This is a genomic window from Rhodococcus sp. ACPA1 (assembly GCF_002300195.1).
In the GTDB taxonomy this organism is placed as follows: domain Bacteria; phylum Actinomycetota; class Actinomycetes; order Mycobacteriales; family Mycobacteriaceae; genus Rhodococcus_F; species Rhodococcus_F opacus.
In genome coordinates, this window is the sequence record NZ_NSDX01000003.1 from 1,362,329 (window position 1) to 1,377,233 (window position 14,905).

At 67.8% G+C, this 14,905-nt stretch carries 14 protein-coding genes; 4 read left to right on the forward strand and 10 right to left on the reverse strand.

Features of this window, described 5'->3' with window-relative positions:
* Window positions 1–17 precede the first annotated feature (17 nt).
* Both CJ177_RS16800 and CJ177_RS16805 read right to left on the reverse strand, forming a co-directional pair.
* Entirely contained in the window at window positions 18–518 is a 501-nt protein-coding gene (locus CJ177_RS16800; RefSeq protein WP_005251906.1) for a DUF2505 domain-containing protein, read from the reverse strand.
* A 51-nt stretch (window positions 519–569) separates the two neighbouring features.
* On the reverse strand, window positions 570–1,067 hold the full coding sequence (locus tag CJ177_RS16805; protein WP_025433148.1) for a DUF2505 domain-containing protein: 498 nt from the start codon (window positions 1,065–1,067) through the stop codon (window positions 570–572).
* Between the two features lie 25 nt (window positions 1,068–1,092).
* Here CJ177_RS16805 and CJ177_RS16810 point away from each other — a divergent pair, with 25 nt between their 5' ends.
* Both CJ177_RS16810 and CJ177_RS16815 read left to right on the forward strand, forming a co-directional pair.
* On the forward strand, window positions 1,093–2,184 hold the full coding sequence (locus CJ177_RS16810; protein WP_082833566.1) for a UDP-N-acetylmuramate dehydrogenase: 1,092 nt from the start codon (window positions 1,093–1,095) through the stop codon (window positions 2,182–2,184).
* A gap of 32 nt (window positions 2,185–2,216) precedes the next feature.
* Entirely contained in the window at window positions 2,217–3,401 is a 1,185-nt protein-coding gene (locus tag CJ177_RS16815; protein WP_061700525.1) for an Ig-like domain-containing protein, read from the forward strand.
* A 291-nt stretch (window positions 3,402–3,692) separates the two neighbouring features.
* Here the strand turns inward: CJ177_RS16815 and CJ177_RS16820 are convergent, their stop codons facing one another.
* From CJ177_RS16820 to CJ177_RS16835, 4 genes are all read right to left on the reverse strand, one after another.
* Window positions 3,693–4,439, reverse strand: a complete 747-nt coding sequence (locus CJ177_RS16820) for an SDR family NAD(P)-dependent oxidoreductase (protein ID WP_095868149.1) — start codon at window positions 4,437–4,439, stop codon at window positions 3,693–3,695.
* Between the two features lie 9 nt (window positions 4,440–4,448).
* Window positions 4,449–5,396, reverse strand: a complete 948-nt coding sequence (locus tag CJ177_RS16825) for a TauD/TfdA family dioxygenase (RefSeq protein ID WP_007300726.1) — start codon at window positions 5,394–5,396, stop codon at window positions 4,449–4,451.
* 173 nt (window positions 5,397–5,569) lie between these two features.
* Entirely contained in the window at window positions 5,570–6,868 is a 1,299-nt protein-coding gene (locus CJ177_RS16830) for an MFS transporter (RefSeq protein WP_005251920.1), read from the reverse strand.
* Window positions 6,869–6,954: 86 nt separating this feature from the next.
* Window positions 6,955–9,390, reverse strand: coding sequence for a penicillin acylase family protein (locus CJ177_RS16835; protein ID WP_095868150.1), 2,436 nt, complete (start codon window positions 9,388–9,390; stop codon window positions 6,955–6,957).
* Between the two features lie 483 nt (window positions 9,391–9,873).
* Here CJ177_RS16835 and CJ177_RS16840 point away from each other — a divergent pair, with 483 nt between their 5' ends.
* Window positions 9,874–11,148, forward strand: a complete 1,275-nt coding sequence (locus tag CJ177_RS16840) for an ROK family transcriptional regulator (RefSeq protein WP_005251924.1) — start codon at window positions 9,874–9,876, stop codon at window positions 11,146–11,148.
* Between the two features lie 93 nt (window positions 11,149–11,241).
* On the opposite strand, the gene CJ177_RS16845 is transcribed toward CJ177_RS16840, so the two are convergent.
* On the reverse strand, window positions 11,242–11,829 hold the full coding sequence (locus CJ177_RS16845) for a DUF742 domain-containing protein (RefSeq protein WP_005251926.1): 588 nt from the start codon (window positions 11,827–11,829) through the stop codon (window positions 11,242–11,244).
* A gap of 120 nt (window positions 11,830–11,949) precedes the next feature.
* Here CJ177_RS16845 and CJ177_RS16850 point away from each other — a divergent pair, with 120 nt between their 5' ends.
* Entirely contained in the window at window positions 11,950–12,615 is a 666-nt protein-coding gene (locus tag CJ177_RS16850) for a cysteine hydrolase family protein (RefSeq protein ID WP_095868151.1), read from the forward strand.
* Here the strand turns inward: CJ177_RS16850 and CJ177_RS16855 are convergent.
* The 3 genes from CJ177_RS16855 to CJ177_RS16865 all read right to left on the reverse strand — a co-directional run bounded on the left by CJ177_RS16855 (window position 12,608) and on the right by CJ177_RS16865 (window position 14,888).
* Window positions 12,608–13,639, reverse strand: a complete 1,032-nt coding sequence (locus CJ177_RS16855) for a tocopherol cyclase family protein (protein WP_095868152.1) — start codon at window positions 13,637–13,639, stop codon at window positions 12,608–12,610. The two genes, CJ177_RS16850 and CJ177_RS16855, sit on opposite strands and share 8 nt — an antisense overlap.
* Window positions 13,640–13,642: 3 nt before the next feature.
* Entirely contained in the window at window positions 13,643–14,047 is a 405-nt protein-coding gene (locus tag CJ177_RS16860; protein ID WP_005251933.1) for a PaaI family thioesterase, read from the reverse strand.
* 67 nt (window positions 14,048–14,114) lie between these two features.
* The gene (locus CJ177_RS16865; protein WP_005251935.1) at window positions 14,115–14,888 is read right to left on the reverse strand and encodes a PIG-L family deacetylase; all 774 of its coding nucleotides are present in this window, start codon (window positions 14,886–14,888) and stop codon (window positions 14,115–14,117) included.
* Between the last annotated feature and the right edge of the window lie 17 nt (window positions 14,889–14,905).

The window sequence follows — 14,905 nt, forward strand, 5'->3', positions numbered from 1 at the left end:
AATCCGTGCGGTGGTTTCTAGTGCTGCGACAACCACGTTTCGGTGATCTCGGCCTCGGCGCGGAAGAGGTCGATCAGGTTGACGAGCATCAGCTGCTCGAGCTTCCCGCCGACGAACGGCAGGTACACCTTGGCCTCGGACGAGGTGCGGAACGTGCAGCCCGTCTCGGTGGCGAACAGCTTCATGGTGCCCGTGAGGCTGCCCGGGCCCGCCGGGATCGAGGCTTCGTACGTGCCCGTGGTCGGCTCACCGAAGGGCGTGTACGACTCCTTGCGCGTGATGACCATGTCCTTCTTCATCACGGTCTGCGCGATCTCGGGGAGTTCCGACCGCGGCAGGATGTGGTGCAGGACGATGTCGATCCCGTCGTCGTTCACGTCGAAGTGCTCGATGTGGTTCTCGGAGTACTTCCGCATCTCCTCGATGCGCGCATCCCAGTAGTCACGGTTGGTGAACGCGTTGTACACCTCTTTCGGGGTGTGCTTGTAACGGGCTGAGTAGTCGATGCGGCGAGCCATGATCGCCAAGGTTACCGGCTGTGACGGAACACAAGGGACACCCGCCCCAGGTCAGGCCCCGAGCCACTGCTGCGTGAAGCCCTGCTCCTTCTCGATCAGGCGCAGGACCTCGTCCGCGATCGCGCTCTCGATCTTGCCGCCGATCAACGGGATCCTCACGTCGGCCTTGCCTTCGACCTGCACGTTCGACCCGGAACCGGCAGCCGTCAGGGTCTGGGTCCCCGAGATCGTCGCGGGCGCACCCTGGACTTCGGCCGTGAACGTGCCCTCGGCGTGATCGCCGTCGAGCGTGCCCCATGTCTCCGTGCGCTTGATCACGAGATCGCCCGACCGGACCTTCGAGACGATGCTGGGCAGGTGCTCGGCGGGGATCGACTGCGACATGGCCACCGAGATGGTGCCCGGGCCGGTCGTGACCTCGTCCAGGGTTGCCCCCGGTCCTCCGACCCGGTCGAGACGGTCGCGCCAGTACTGCTCGGTGATCAGGCCCGCATGGACCTGGGCGACGGGAAACGCATAGGACGACGAATGCTCGATGCGGCGACTCACGATCCGCAGGCTACCGTTTGCGGTTGTGTGGGACGTGAGCATTGTCAGTCAACTCGTCGATTCGGGCGCCTTCGTGTCCGAGAACCTCGAACTGTCGGGGATGACCACGCTGCGCGTGGGCGGGCCGGCGCGGATCGTGGCGGAGTGCCCGACCACGCAGGTCCTCGTCGACGTGGTGCGTCTCCTCGACGCCGCGCACATTCCGACTCTGATCCTCGCCGGCGGCTCCAATCTGGTGGTCGGGGACGACGGATTCGACGGTGTGGTCGTGCGTGTGTGCAACACCACCGTCGGTCTGGAGGAGGGATTCGTCACTGCCGAGGCGGGCGCCGAGTGGGATCAGGTGGTCGCGCAGACCGTCGCCGCCGAGCTGGGCGGGCTGGAATGCCTGTCGGGGATTCCCGGATCGACCGGGGCCACCCCGGTGCAGAACGTGGGCGCGTACGGCGTCGAGGTGGGGTCGATGCTGCGGCGGGTCCACCTCCTCGATCGACGCACCGGTGAGGCGCGCTGGGTCGAACCCGAGGCCCTCGGTCTCGGTTACCGCACGAGCGTCCTCAAGCACTCCGACGCCGCCCTGGTGCTGGCCGTGGAACTGACCGTGCATCCCGACGGGCTCGGCGAACCGCTGCGCTACCGCGAGCTGGTTTCCGCGCTGAACGCTGCCGAGGGCGACCGATTGCCGTCGGCGCAGGTCCGCGACGCCGTGCTGGACCTGCGGCGGGGCAAGGGCATGGTGCTCGATCCCGAGGATTACGACACCTGGAGCGCGGGCTCCTTCTTCACCAACCCCGTCGTTGCGGACGGCGAGTTGGCGGGTGTCCTCGCCGCGATCGAGACCCGCCTCGGCGACGTCCTTGTTCCCCAGTACCCGGCCGACGGCGGAACCAAGTTGTCTGCGGGGTGGCTGATCGAGCGGGCCGGCTTCTCGAAGGGGTATCCCGGCGAGAACGCTGTCGCGCGGCTGTCGACCAAGCACACTCTCGCGTTGACCAATCGAGGTGCCGCGAAGAGCGAGGACCTGCTCGCATTGGCTCGCGATGTCCGGGACGGCGTCCAGGCGGCGTTCGGTGTCCGGCTCGAACCCGAACCCGTGACGGTGGGCTGCGCGATCTGAGGCAGATCCGTAGCGCAGGTAACCTGTTAGCTGTGCATGAACTGGGTTCTCGGACAAGTCGGTCGCGCGTCGCGTTGATCGCGACGGCGCTGATTGCGTTTCTCGTTTTGCTGACCGGATGCACGGTCGGCTCCGAGTCGGGAACCGCCACCGCGCCGCCCGAACCGGCGGTCGAGGTCACCCAGAATCCGGCGTCGGGCACCGAGGACGTCAATCCGGTGGCGCCGATCTCCGCGACCGCGTCGCAGGGCACGTTCACCGACATCTCCCTCGTCAACGCCGAGGGGCGTGCCGTGCAGGGTGTGCTGTCACCCGACCGGACCACGTTCACCGTCGGGGAGGCACTGGGCTACGGCGCCACGTACACGTGGACGGGCACGGCGCTCGGCACGGACGGCAAGTCCGTCGCCGTCGACGGCAGCTTCGCCACGATCGAGCCCGATGAGACGATCGGCGCCACACTCAACATCGCCGACGGTCAGGAAGTCGGGATCGCCGCCCCGATCATCGTCCAGTTCCACGAGTCCGTCGAGGACAAGGCGGCGGTCGAGAAGGCGATGACCGTCACGACCAACCCGCCCACACCCGGCTCGTGGGCGTGGCTGCCCGACGACAACGGGTCGCGCGCACACTGGCGTCCGCAGAACTACTGGGCGCCCGGCACCACCGTGAGCCTCGACGCCCGGCTGTACGGACTGGACTTCGGCGACGGCGCGTACGGCGCGGAGGATCTGTCGCTGAACTTCACCGTCGGGCGCAGCCAGATCGTGATCGCGAACGCGCCCAGCCACCGCATGCAGGTGGTGCGCGGCGGCGAGACCATCATGGACATCCCCGTCAGCTACGGCGAAGGCAACGAGGCCCGCAACGTCACCCGCAGCGGTATCCACATGGTGACCGAGAAGCACGAGGACTTCCTCATGTCCAACCCGCCGTTCTACGAGAACGTGCGCGAGCGCTGGGCGGTCCGCATCTCCAACAACGGTGAGTTCATCCACGCGAACCCCGAGACCATCGGCGTCCAGGGTTCGTCGAACGTCACCAACGGTTGCATCAACCTGTCCCTCGGGGACGCCCAGCAGTACTTCGGCACCGCGATGTACGGCGATCCCGTCGAGGTGACCGGGACGTCCATCGACCTCTCGGCCGCTGACGGCGACATCTACGACTGGGCCGTCAGCTGGCCCGAATGGCAGTCCATGTCGGCGCTCGCATAGGCGAGCGAACTTTCTTCACACCCGGTGGAACCGAAACCGGGGTCGCCTGCGTCTACCTGAATGAGGACGCGTCAACGGCGCCGTGTTCTCGGGTCACACAACTGTGGGGAGTCGTCCGCTGTCGAGGGGTCGACGGACGACCCCGACAGTCCGTTTCGGTCGAAAGTCGTTGATCGGCAGGGGGCTGTGGGATGGGATGGATGTTGCTGGGGGTCGTGACGATCGTGGCGGGACTGTGGACCGTGGTCCTGGTGCTCGAACACCAGGACCGGCGGACCGCCGCGAACGCGCCTACGTCGTGCGGTGAAAACGCCCGGACGAAGCCTGATCTCGTGGCTTGACGACGATCTGGTCGATGTTCACGTGGGAGGGCCTCGAGGCGACGAACCCGACGACGTCCGCGACGTCCGCGGCGACGAGCGGGGTGATGCCCTCGTAGACCTTGTCGGCGCGCTCCTGGTCGCCTTCGAAACGCACCAGCGAGAACTCGGTTTCCACTGCGCCCGGTGCGATCTCGGTGAGACGGACCGGCTTGCCGAGCAGTTCTCCGCGCAGCGTGCGGTGCAGGACGCCCTCCGCGTGCTTGGCGGTCGTGTATCCGGAACCGTTGTCGTACGCCTCGAGCGCGGCCAGCGATGTGATGGTGACGATCAGACCGTCACCCGACTCGACCAACTTCGGCAACAGCGCCTTGGTGATCCGAAGGGTGCCCAGGACATTGGTCTCCCACATCCACCGCCAGTCGTCGAGATCGGCCTCGGCGACGGTGGCCAGTCCCTTGGCGCCGCCCGCATTGTTCACGAGCACGTCGACCCTCGGCAGTACCGCGCTGAACGCGTCCACGGAATCCTGGTCCGTGACGTCGAGTTCGAGCGCGGTACCGCCGACGTCTTCGGCGATCTTCTCCAGACGATCCAGTCGCCGGGCCCCGATGACCACATGAAATCCCTGCTCGGCCAGGGTGCGGGCGGTGGCTTCTCCGATTCCGGAGCTCGCCCCGGTGACGACGGCGATGCGGGTGTCAGGTGAAAAGGTCATGCCGACATGTTAGGGCTCGTCGATGACGGAGTAGCCACTCGCGTCGCCGGCGACGCTGCGGCTGCGCTCGCCCCGGATGTCGACGGGGACGTCACCGGCCAGGGTGATGCGGTTGAGGCGCCGGTACTGATCGTCGTAGTCGGCGACGGCGTAGTGCTGAGTGGCACGGTTGTCCCAGATCGCGACATCGCCCGACTGCCAGTTCCACCGGGTCGTGAACTCGAGCGAGATCGCGTGATCCTGCAGAACCCGGAAGAGTGCCTGCGACTGGGTGCTGCTCAGGCCGACCAGGCTCTTGACGAAGTGACCGAGCAGCAGTGTGCGCTCGCCGGTCTCGGGGTGCACCCGCACCACGGGGTGCTCCGTCTCGAAGTAGGTGGACTGGAACTCGGCGCGGTACTCCTTCGCCTTGTCGTCCTGCGCGCGTTCCGCGCTGGTCGCCGCGTAGTCGTAGACGTTGGTGTGCGTCGCCCACAGGTTGTCGGCGAGGACCTTCAGCGGCTCGGGCAGCGCGTTGTAGGCGGCGACACCCGACGCCCAGGTGGTGGATCCGCCGTACGTGGGGAGTTGCACGGCGCGCAGGATCGACGCCTTCGGGATGCGATCGACGAACGTGACGTCGGTGTGCCAGCTGTTGGCCTTGCCGTAGTCGGAGTCGATGGGCAGCACCTTGGTGCCGCGCGAGGTGACGGTCGGATGCGCCGTGGTGGGGGAGCCGAGAAGCTCCGCGAATTCGTACTGCGAGTCGTCGGTCAGATGTTCCTGGCCACGGAAGAAGATCACCTTGTGCTCGAGCAGGGCCTGGCGGATGAGCGACACGGTGGCGGGGTCGAGGTTGCCGCCGAGCCGGACGCCGTCGATCCGGGCGCCGATGTGGGCACCGAGCTTGACGACGCTCGCCGCGTTCTGGGAACCCTCGGCGTCTGTCACGTGCTCGGGCGCGAAATCGATGGACATGGTGAGCCTTTCGGATACCGGAGACGGTGTGGAGTCCCGTAAACCGAACCATCGGTGGGTGTGTCGCCGGAAGGATTTGCGTCACCCTGATCGCAACGGGCGGGCGCGCAACGACGTCGCCGCCGCACCGGCAGGCCGGTGCGGCGGCGACGAGAGCGTCGATCGTGTCGGCGCTACGCGGCGGCGCGAACCTTCCGTGTGATCGCGACGACGCAGAGCAGGCTGAGCAGCGTGACCGCGGTGAGGTACAGGGTGATCGGTGCCGACGAACCCCAGTTCGCGTACAGCGCGGCGGCCACAGTCGGGGCGAGCCCGCCGCCGAGAACCGATCCGATCTGGTAGCCGAGCGACGCACCGCTGTACCGGACCTCGGCGCTGAAGAGTTCGGTGAACAGTGCCGCGATCGGCCCGTAGACGATGCCCATGAACACCGCCGTGCCGAGGAGGGCGAGCATCATCACCGCCGGGTTCCCGAGGTCGATCAGCGGGAACAGCGCGGCCGCCCAGACGGTCAGCCCCACCGAGCCCGTGACGAGGAGTCGCCGCCGGCCGTACCGGTCCGACAGCATCGACGCGACGGGGATGACGATCAACCACACGAACGAGGCGACCAGCGTGAAGACGAGCACGAGCGTCTTGCTCATGCCCAGGACCTTCGTCGAATAGGACAGCAGGTACGCCATGAAGATGTAACCGACCGTGTTGATGCCGATGAACGCGCCCGCGGCCAGCAGTACTTCGCGCAGGTTCTCCCGGAGGACGGTGACGATCGGCAGTCGTTGATCGCGGTGCGTGCTCTTGACCTTCTCGAAGTCGGGGCTCTCGGTGATGGTGAACCGGATGACGAGCCCCATCAGCACCATTACCGCACTGGCCAGGAACGGGACCCGCCAGCCCCAGGACAGGAACGCTTCCTCGCTGAGGCTCGTCGACACCCCCAGGAACACGAGATTCGCCAGGATCAGGCCGCCGGGGACACCCATCTGTGGGAAACTCCCGTAGAAACCCTTCCGGTGGGCGGGGGCGTGCTCCACCGCCATCAGCACCGCGCCGCCCCACTCTCCGCCGACCCCGATCCCCTGAACGAATCGCAGGGTGACCAGCAGAATCGGTGCCCAGACTCCGATGGTGGCGTACGTGGGCAGCAGTCCGATGCCGACGGTCGCGCCGCCCATCAGCATCAGGGACAGGACGAGCATGGACTTGCGTCCGATGCGGTCACCGAAGTGGCCCATGACCACGCCGCCGATCGGCCGTGCAATGAAGCCGACGGAGAACGTCGCGAACGCGGCCAGCGTGCCCGCGATGGAGGAGAAGGACGGAAAGAACAACGGGCCGAACACGATTGCCGCGGCCATGCCGTAGATGAAGTAGTCGTACCACTCGATGGCGGTCCCGATGAGACTGGCGCCGGCCACCTTCAGCGGCCGGACGGTCGCCCGGGGTGTCACGGAGATCTGGGTGGAGGTCATGTCGATTTCCTTCGAGGGTGCCGGGGCAGCGGACGTGCTGCCCCGGCGGGGGTGATGACGGGATGCCTACCGAACTGCCGGGCCCACTAGTTCGACGTCACCTCGCTGGTCTTGTTCGCGTCGACCGACTGTTCGGTCAGGTGGTCGGTCTTGCACTGGAAGTTCCGGTACATGTCCATCTGGTCGCTGTAGTGCTGTGAACGCGTACCGTCCGGTGCGATGAACCCGCTCTGGCCGGGCGGCCCGACAGTGCAGAGGTCGGCGATGCCGTCGCCGAGCACGATGCGGTCGTTCTGGGTTCCACGGTTCATGTACGGCGACAGGGACAGCACCTCGTCGCTACCGGCCTGGGGGACGCCCAGGTAGTTCTTGTAGTCGAACCGATTCGCGCCGACCGGCATCTTCCAGCCGGCGGGGTCGGGGCCCTGCTCGGTGCGCAGCCGGTCCATTGCCTGGCCGAACGTCGAACGGAGGACGGACATCCGGTCCGCTCCGTTGAAGAAGTCGGTGGTCTGTGGAACTCCGGACTCGTCGCCGCGCAGGGCGTTGTAGACGAGTTTCGTCGCCTCGGCAGGACGCGCGGTGCCCGCGGCGGGATACACCTTGGCCGCGTACGAGGCGTACACGTCCTCCGGAACGTCGTCCCGGATCACCGCGTCGAACAGGATCGGCAGCCACGTGCGCATGATCGCCGGTTGCGGGCCGTCGTACACGCCGTCCGCGTTGTCGTCGGTGGCCTGTCCGTCCCAGTCGCGGAGCATGTTCACGCCTGCGGCGACAGGGTCGCCGTCGGGCAGTTGCTCGGTGGCCTGCGCCAGGTACGGCAGCAGATAGTCGACGTTGAGGTCGGCGAACGACGCCTCCCGGTTGATGTCCCAGATCTCGCCGGGGGTGAACTTGTCCTTGGCCTCGAGTCGAGTGGTGATGGCTCGCACGCGGTCGACGGGAGACCAGTTGTAGCCGTCGGCGAGTGCGCCTGCCGCGGACTGATTGTTCCAGTTGGCCAGATAGCCCTGCTCGGGGTTGTACGACTGCGGGTTGTCCTCGAAGGGGCGGATGCCCTCCCACTCCATGCTGCCGTCGCCGATCGCCGGAAGTCGAAGGTCCTGGTCGGCGGGGCGGACCGGCAGTCGACCGGGGGAGACGTAACCGATGTTTCCCCGGTTGTCGGCGTAGTACCAGTTGATGGTGATGGCCACTTTCTTCGCCTGCTCGAGGAACTCGTCCCAGCTCGTGGCCTTCATGATGTCGATCCAGGCGACCAGCGACTGGATCTCGTATCCCGCCCAGCTCTCCTTCAGGGAGTAGGCACTGCCGTTCGGGGTGTCGAAGCTGGTGACGCGGCCGTGCACCGTCGAGTAGACGGGGTACGCGACGTCTGGGCCGCCCCGCACCTCGATCGTCTCGTTCCGCACCTCCATCGGGCGGTACTCGCCGTCGTACCGGTACGCGTGCTCGTTCGAGGGGTCGAGGACTTCCTGATAGACGTCGTTGACGTCGAGCGGCCCGGCGGTCGCCCCCCACGAGATCGTCTTGTTGGTGCCGAACAGGACGGTAGGGACGGCATAGGGGGTGTTTCCCGCGACGTCGAGACCGGCGCCGTGCAAACCGACGCCGTACACGTAGGACGGGTTGAACCAGCCGAACTGCGGTCCGTTCATCAGAACGGATGTGCCGTCGGCGGTCTTGTCGGCGCCGACCATCCACAGGTTGCTGGCCTCGGGTTTCATGTGCGGCCATTCGCCTCCGCCCGCGTTCTTCATCCGGGTCAGATTCGCGTCGGGCAGAGCCTGCGTGACGTCGGAGAGATGAGCTTCCTGTGACATCGCGTGCGGCTCGTCGTCGGGCGAAGCCGATTCGTCGCGGGGAACCGTCGTCGGGGCGCCGGGATCTTCCTCGGCCCAGATCAGCTGGTCGAAGAGTTGCCTGCCCTCCTCGTCGCCGTTCTTCGCCTGGAGGCTCTTCAGGACCTGGAGGTTCGCGAGTTCACTGCTCGACTGGGAGAACCTGTTGGCCATGGTCTGCACCCAGACCATGGCCACGTCGTACCCGGTCCAGTGCTCGGGCCGGAAATCGGCGTCCAGGAACTGCTTCGGCATCAGGCGTGCCGGATCTGCTCCGACCTCGTCGATCCGCTTGTTGAACCCCTCGGCGTAGCCCTCGAAGATGTCGTGTTCATTCTGCGGCAGTCGGGCCAGTTGATCCTTGATCGATTGTGGATCGATGCTATTGCGCGCCGTCTTGTCGATCTCGACGTAGTCGGGTCCGAGCACCTCGGCCGCCGTGCCGATCGACGACCGCTTGGCCATCTCCATCTGGAACAGCCGGTCCTCGGCGACCGAGTAGCCGTATCCGGAGTACAGCGCGCGCGTGGTGTCGGCGTACACGTGGGGGATTCCGTAACCGTCCCTCTTCACGGTGATCCCGGATGCGGGGGAGTCCTGCGTTCCGGTGGCCGAACAGGCGGTCAGCAGCACGCTGAGTCCGACCCCGAGGGCTAGCAGCGCCTTCGTCGTCTTCATCGACAACCCCTGGTCCGGTCCGTGGCAGACCGGTGGCGATCACATCGATACATCTCGCTCCTATAACCGTACGTTCGGTTGGTATCCCGGCGTATTGTGTCGTGAAACACGATTGCCGTCAAGGGTGGTGACGGTCTCCGGGGAGCGCCGCCGGTGGTGCCTCCCCACGGCGGGAACTGCCGAAGCGGCGCGGGGCGGAGGCACACGCCGACGCGCCCTCCGATTGGTGAAACCGACCGAAGCTGCTACTTTCGTGTCATGTCTTCAGGCCAGTCGACCGCTCCGCGGGTCACCTATGTGACTTCCGCGCTGGGCTCGCGGCTGCCCTTGGCGCGGGAACTGTGTTGTCGCTGTCTCAGCATCTGCAGCTAATTCGCGCACTCTTCTCCTGATCGATCGTCCTCGGTCGTCCCACTCTCGGCCTGGGACGGATGCAGCGTTCGGACGAAGGTGCGCACCGCCTCCGCATGCAAGGACTGCCACGTGTCTACCCCCACTCTTTCCAGCCCCACCCGGACCGGCTCCGCATCTCGATTCCAGCGGCCTGTGTCCCGTCCCCGTCTCCACATCGTTCCCCCCGAACTGCGGATCAGCGACGGCCCGGCCGCCGGTGTTCTGCGGGTGGCCCGGTCACGCGGCCCGTTGTCCCGGGACGTCGCCGCGAAGGCGACCGGCCTGAGCATCGCCACCGTCAACCGTCAGGTGTCGGCGCTCCTCGACCTCGGGCTGCTGCGCGAACGCGGCGACCTCACGCCGTCCGGCGCGATCGGTCGTCCGCGGGTTCCGTTCGAGGTCAACCACGAGCCCTACCTGACGGTGGGCATTCACATCGGCGCGGTCGTGACCAGCATCATCGCCAGTGACCTGCGCGGGAAGGTCCTCGGCGCGGTCGAGGTGCCCACCCCGCAGGGCGCGTCCGCCGACGCACTCGCCGGCATCGCACGCAGCGCGCGGGCCTTCGCCTCCCGCTGGCACCGGCGTCGCCCGCTGTGGGCGGGTGTCGCACTCGGCGGTCGGGTCGATCCGCAGACCGGTGTCGTCGACCATCCCCGGCTGGGATGGAAGTCCGCCCAGGTCGGCGCCATCATCGCGACCGGACTCGGGTTGCCCGTCTCCGTCGCGGCGCACGTCGAGGCGATGGCCGCGTCCGAACTGCTGCTGAGCCCGGACAGCGAAGACGGTGTCGCGCAAGGCGAAACGGGCCTGTACTTCTACGCCCGTGAGACGGCCGGCATCGCGATCACCATCGACGGGCGCGTTCACACGCCGTCGAGCGGTCCCGGTTCCATCGCGCACTTGCCGACCGGCTCGTCGGCGCAGTGCTCGTGCGGGTCACGCGGGTGCCTCGAGGCGACGATCAGCGATCGCGCGGTCATTTCCGCGGCCCTCGATGCGGGCATCCTCCCGGAGTCGAACCAGCGGCCGACGATGAGTGCCCTCTACAAGGCGGCGTCCTCGGGTTCCGTTCCCGCGCAGAAGCTTCTGGTGGAACGTGCTCAGGTGCTCGGGAAGACGGTCGCCATGCTGCGGGACCTGTTCAACCCTGACCGGGTGATTCTCGGAGGTCAGGCGTTCACCGAGTATCCTGCCGGCATCCCGCACGTCGCGGAGGCCTTCGCGCAGGCATCGTCGCTGGAGCGCAGGGACATTCGCATTTCCGGATTCGGCAACCGGGTGCAGGAGTACGCCTCGACGGTGGTGTCGCTGAGCACCATCTACTCCGATCCGGTCGGAGCGATGCGCCGGACGTCGATCTAGCGTCACAGCAATTCGTCAGCCGCACGGGAAAATACCTGTGCGGCGGACGAATTCGTTATGCTTCTTCCCCGGGTACCTGCTACCCGGTGCAGCTCAGAGTTTGCGCAGCCCGTCGAGGACGCGTTCCATCAGTTTCCGGTCCGGCCCGGTGGACCCGGCGGTCTCGTTCACGGTCACCGCCCCGGCCGCGGCGAGGTCGCCGAGGAGTACGCGCGCGACGCCGAGCGGGATCGAGGCGAGCGACGCGATCTCGGCCACCGACCGCGGTTCGGAGCACAGCGCGAAGACGCGGCGCAGTTCGTCCGGCGCCGGCATCCCGTCCACGACGGTGTCCCCGTCCGGGCGGGCGGCGATGAGCGCCTCCAGTGGCAGATCGACCCCGGACTCGGTCCGACCGCCCGTGAGGATGAACGGCCGGACGATGGAGACGGTGTCTTCGGGTGTCACCCACTCGGTGGGCTCGGCGGCAGGACTGTCGACCGCCTGGGGAGTCTGATCGGCGGGTTCGGAATCGGGTTCCACCTGCAAGGGAGCGGCCTCGGCGCGGCCGGGCTCCACCCACTCGGCCGGCTGCGGCGGGCTCGGGTCCTGCTCTTTCCTGGCGCTGCGGCGCCGGCTGGCTGATCCGAAGCGCGCCCCTGTCGCGCCGATCGACGGCCAGTTCTCATCGCTCACAGTCATCGGTTGGGACCCTTCTCGCACTACCCCACCCACTCCATGGTCCCAAACCCCCGTTTCGTGTGAATGAACCGGTCCCTGTGATTCCGGCTACAGGGTGCGTGCGAGCGTTAGATTTGCTGCGTGACCCACTGGCGGCAGAACTCGGATCCGTTCCTCGCTCCCGATCTCGGCCGGTCCGCGCTGCTCGTCGTCGACACGCAGGTGGACTTCGTCGACGGCGGGACCGCCCCGATTCCCGGCACCTCGGCGGTACTGCCCGCGATCGCTCGTCTCGTAGACGCCTACCGGGAGGCCTCGGCCCCGATCGTGCACGTCGTCCGGTTGTACGAGGGCGACGACGTCGACCTGTGCCGGCGCCGCGTGCTCGCGGCCGGACTCGACATCGCCAGACCGGGCACTGCCGGCTCCCAGGTGGCGCCGGGGCTGGGGGTGCCACCGCTCGACCCCGAGTCGCTCCTCGGCGGCGGCCTCCAGCCCGTCTCGCCGACCGAACACATCCTGTTCAAACCCCGGTGGAGTTCGTTCTACCGCACCGAACTCGACGACCGCCTGCGCCAGTGGCGGGTCGACACCGTGGTGATCGCGGGATGCAACTATCCCCACTGCCCGCGCGCCACGATCTTCGACGCCAGCGAACGCGACTACAAGGTGCTCGTCGCCGCCGACGCGATCTCGGGCGTCGATGCGCGCCACCTGGAGGAGGCCGGGCGAATAGGGGTTCTCCACGCGGAGACCGACGAGATCGTCGAGGCATTGCAGCCACCCGAGCTCGACGTGATCAGCTGAGTGGCGGCGCCGATGTCGCGTCCGGTGGCGCACCCCGCCTGCGCAGCTCCGCACGCGCCCGCTCGATACCGCCGTGCTCCAACGCGGCGAGTGGTGACTCGTCGGCCCACACGAGCTCACCGCGACGGCGGACCGTGACACTCATCGAGCCCGCGAGGTGTTCGAGGGCGCCGGGGATGTTGCGACGCTCGGCGGGGAGCGGAACCGGCAGCACGTGCGCCGCGCTCAGTGGGGAACCGCCCTCGATCTCGACGCTCCACGTGCGACCGCGGCCCCGCAGCGACCACCGATCGTCCGTGACATGCGCCCGGACGGGGGAGGTGACCGGGTTGCCGAGGCGGAACACCGTGCCGTCGGGCAGCGCGACGACGACGGCCGTGACCTCGGTGCGCAGCCCGCCCGCGGTGATCTCGCCGCCCGCGAACGCGACACACGCCTGCCGGTCGGCGAAACCCTGAGCCTGGCCCCACCACCAGGAGCCGGGGAATCCGCCCTTGCCCCAATTCTTTTCGCCGTAGACCTGGGCGCCGTCGAGGTCGATCTCGGTGCCGCCCAGCACGGCCGTGCCCTCGGCCCGTCCGCCGAGCAGCCACGGGTGCCAGTACTGGTTCAGCGCGGGGACGGTCTGGAACACACTCGACCCGCCGAGCCTGCGCCGCGGCCACGGCACCTGGGCGCCGATCCGGACGTCGAGGCGGGCGTCCCGACCGAGGTCCACGTGCACACGGTCGACGGACCCGCGGAACGCGTCGCCGGCGAACGCGCCGAGCCCGGACGGGTTGGCGTAGCCCTCCGGGTGCGCGGCGGTCCGCAGAAACCGGGTGGGGTGACCGGCGAGACCGAGCGTCGCCCAGTGCCCGTCCGCGGCCCGATTGATTCCCGCCAGCGCGACGACGACCTGTCCCGTCGCGGGCTGGGTGAACCGCCAGAAATAGCCTTCCATCGCGACGTCGTGCGCGGCGAGGACGTTGCCGAACGGCAGATCCGCTCCCGTGGAGCGGTACGCCCGCAGCAGACGCGACATCGGTCAGCTTCCCGGCTGGGGGTGCAGCACCGCCTGCGACTGCGTCACTTGCGCCACGAGCCGGTCCTCGTCGTCCCGCAGTTCGGTGACGACGGCCACCGTGGTGCGTCCGGCGTGCAGCGGACGCGCCGTCGCGGTGACGGTGCCCTTGCGGACGCCGCGGGTGAACACCGTGCTCGAACTCGTGGTCGACGTGGACGCTCCCGCCGGAAGATTGAGAAACGCGCAGACGGCTCCGACACTGTCGGCGAGCGTCATCAGCGCCCCGCCGTGCATGCCGTTTCCCGCGGTGGTGCGGTGCTGTTCCCACTCGAGGTGCCCGACGACCTCCTCGGGTGCGGCCTTGGTGAGGCGAACCCCGGTGTGCACGGCGAACGGCATGGTCGCGACGAGATCAGCGGGATCCATACCCGTGGATGCTAGGCGCGGAACCGAACCCGCGCAGGCGGTTCGCGGAGACAACCGGGCCGGTCGATCAGAGGGGCAGCGAAGACTCCGCGAGGCCGGCCGGTGCCCCGCGGCGGCGGAACCATTCCTGACCGAACGCCGCCCGCAACTGGTCTTCGGGCATCTGCAGGAACGGGCCGAAATCCCCGATCTGGGTGGCGTGCGCGTGCATCGCGGCGCGCTTGGCGTCCATGGCCGAGGTGACGTCCACGACCGTGGTGATCTCGGAGTCCGGCAGACCGAACGTGTCGAGGTCCGGTGGCTGGGTGTTCTCGGACCACTCCGGATTGGCGGCCATGAGCCGCCGGATGTGGTCGCGGCTCACGGCGGCCTCGTAGACGTGCGGCACACCGGCCAGTTCGGCGGCCCGGATGCCCACGTGATGCACCTGGACATGATCGGGATGACCGTAGCCACCGTTGGGGTCGTAGATGGTGACCACGTCGGCGGATTCCTCGACGAGGATCGCGGCCAGCCGGGCAGCGGCCTCCTCGACGTCGACGTTGCAGAACGCGGCGGGGTTCTCGTTCTCCGGCGTTCCCGCCATCCCGGAATCCGCGTAGTGCAGCAACACCACACGCTGGGCGCCGAGCAGCGACGTCGACTCCTCCAGCTCGCGTCGCCGACGCTCGGCGAGTGATTCGCCGTCGGTCAGGATCCCGTCGGGGGCCTCGCCGAGCGCCCCGTCCGTCGCGGTGACCACGACGACGCGATGACCGGCGTCGGCGGCCTGACGCATCACGCCGCCCGTGGTGAACACTTCGTCGTCGGGATGGGCGTGGAAACACACCAGGACACTCATGAGCGCAATACTTGCAC

Coding starts and splice junctions, on each gene's coding strand:
- CJ177_RS16800 (WP_005251906.1), bottom strand. CDS start 518: ATGGCTCGCCGCATCGACTACTCAGCCCGTTACAAGCACACCCCGAAA.
- CJ177_RS16820 (WP_095868149.1), bottom strand. CDS start 4,439: ATGACCTTTTCACCTGACACCCGCATCGCCGTCGTCACCGGGGCGAGC.
- CJ177_RS16825 (WP_007300726.1), bottom strand. CDS start 5,396: ATGTCCATCGATTTCGCGCCCGAGCACGTGACAGACGCCGAGGGTTCC.
- CJ177_RS16830 (WP_005251920.1), bottom strand. CDS start 6,868: ATGACCTCCACCCAGATCTCCGTGACACCCCGGGCGACCGTCCGGCCG.
- CJ177_RS16835 (WP_095868150.1), bottom strand. CDS start 9,390: ATGAAGACGACGAAGGCGCTGCTAGCCCTCGGGGTCGGACTCAGCGTG.
- CJ177_RS16845 (WP_005251926.1), bottom strand. CDS start 11,829: ATGACTGTGAGCGATGAGAACTGGCCGTCGATCGGCGCGACAGGGGCG.
- CJ177_RS16855 (WP_095868152.1), bottom strand. CDS start 13,639: ATGTCGCGTCTGCTGCGGGCGTACCGCTCCACGGGAGCGGATCTGCCG.
- CJ177_RS16860 (WP_005251933.1), bottom strand. CDS start 14,047: ATGGATCCCGCTGATCTCGTCGCGACCATGCCGTTCGCCGTGCACACC.
- CJ177_RS16865 (WP_005251935.1), bottom strand. CDS start 14,888: ATGAGTGTCCTGGTGTGTTTCCACGCCCATCCCGACGACGAAGTGTTC.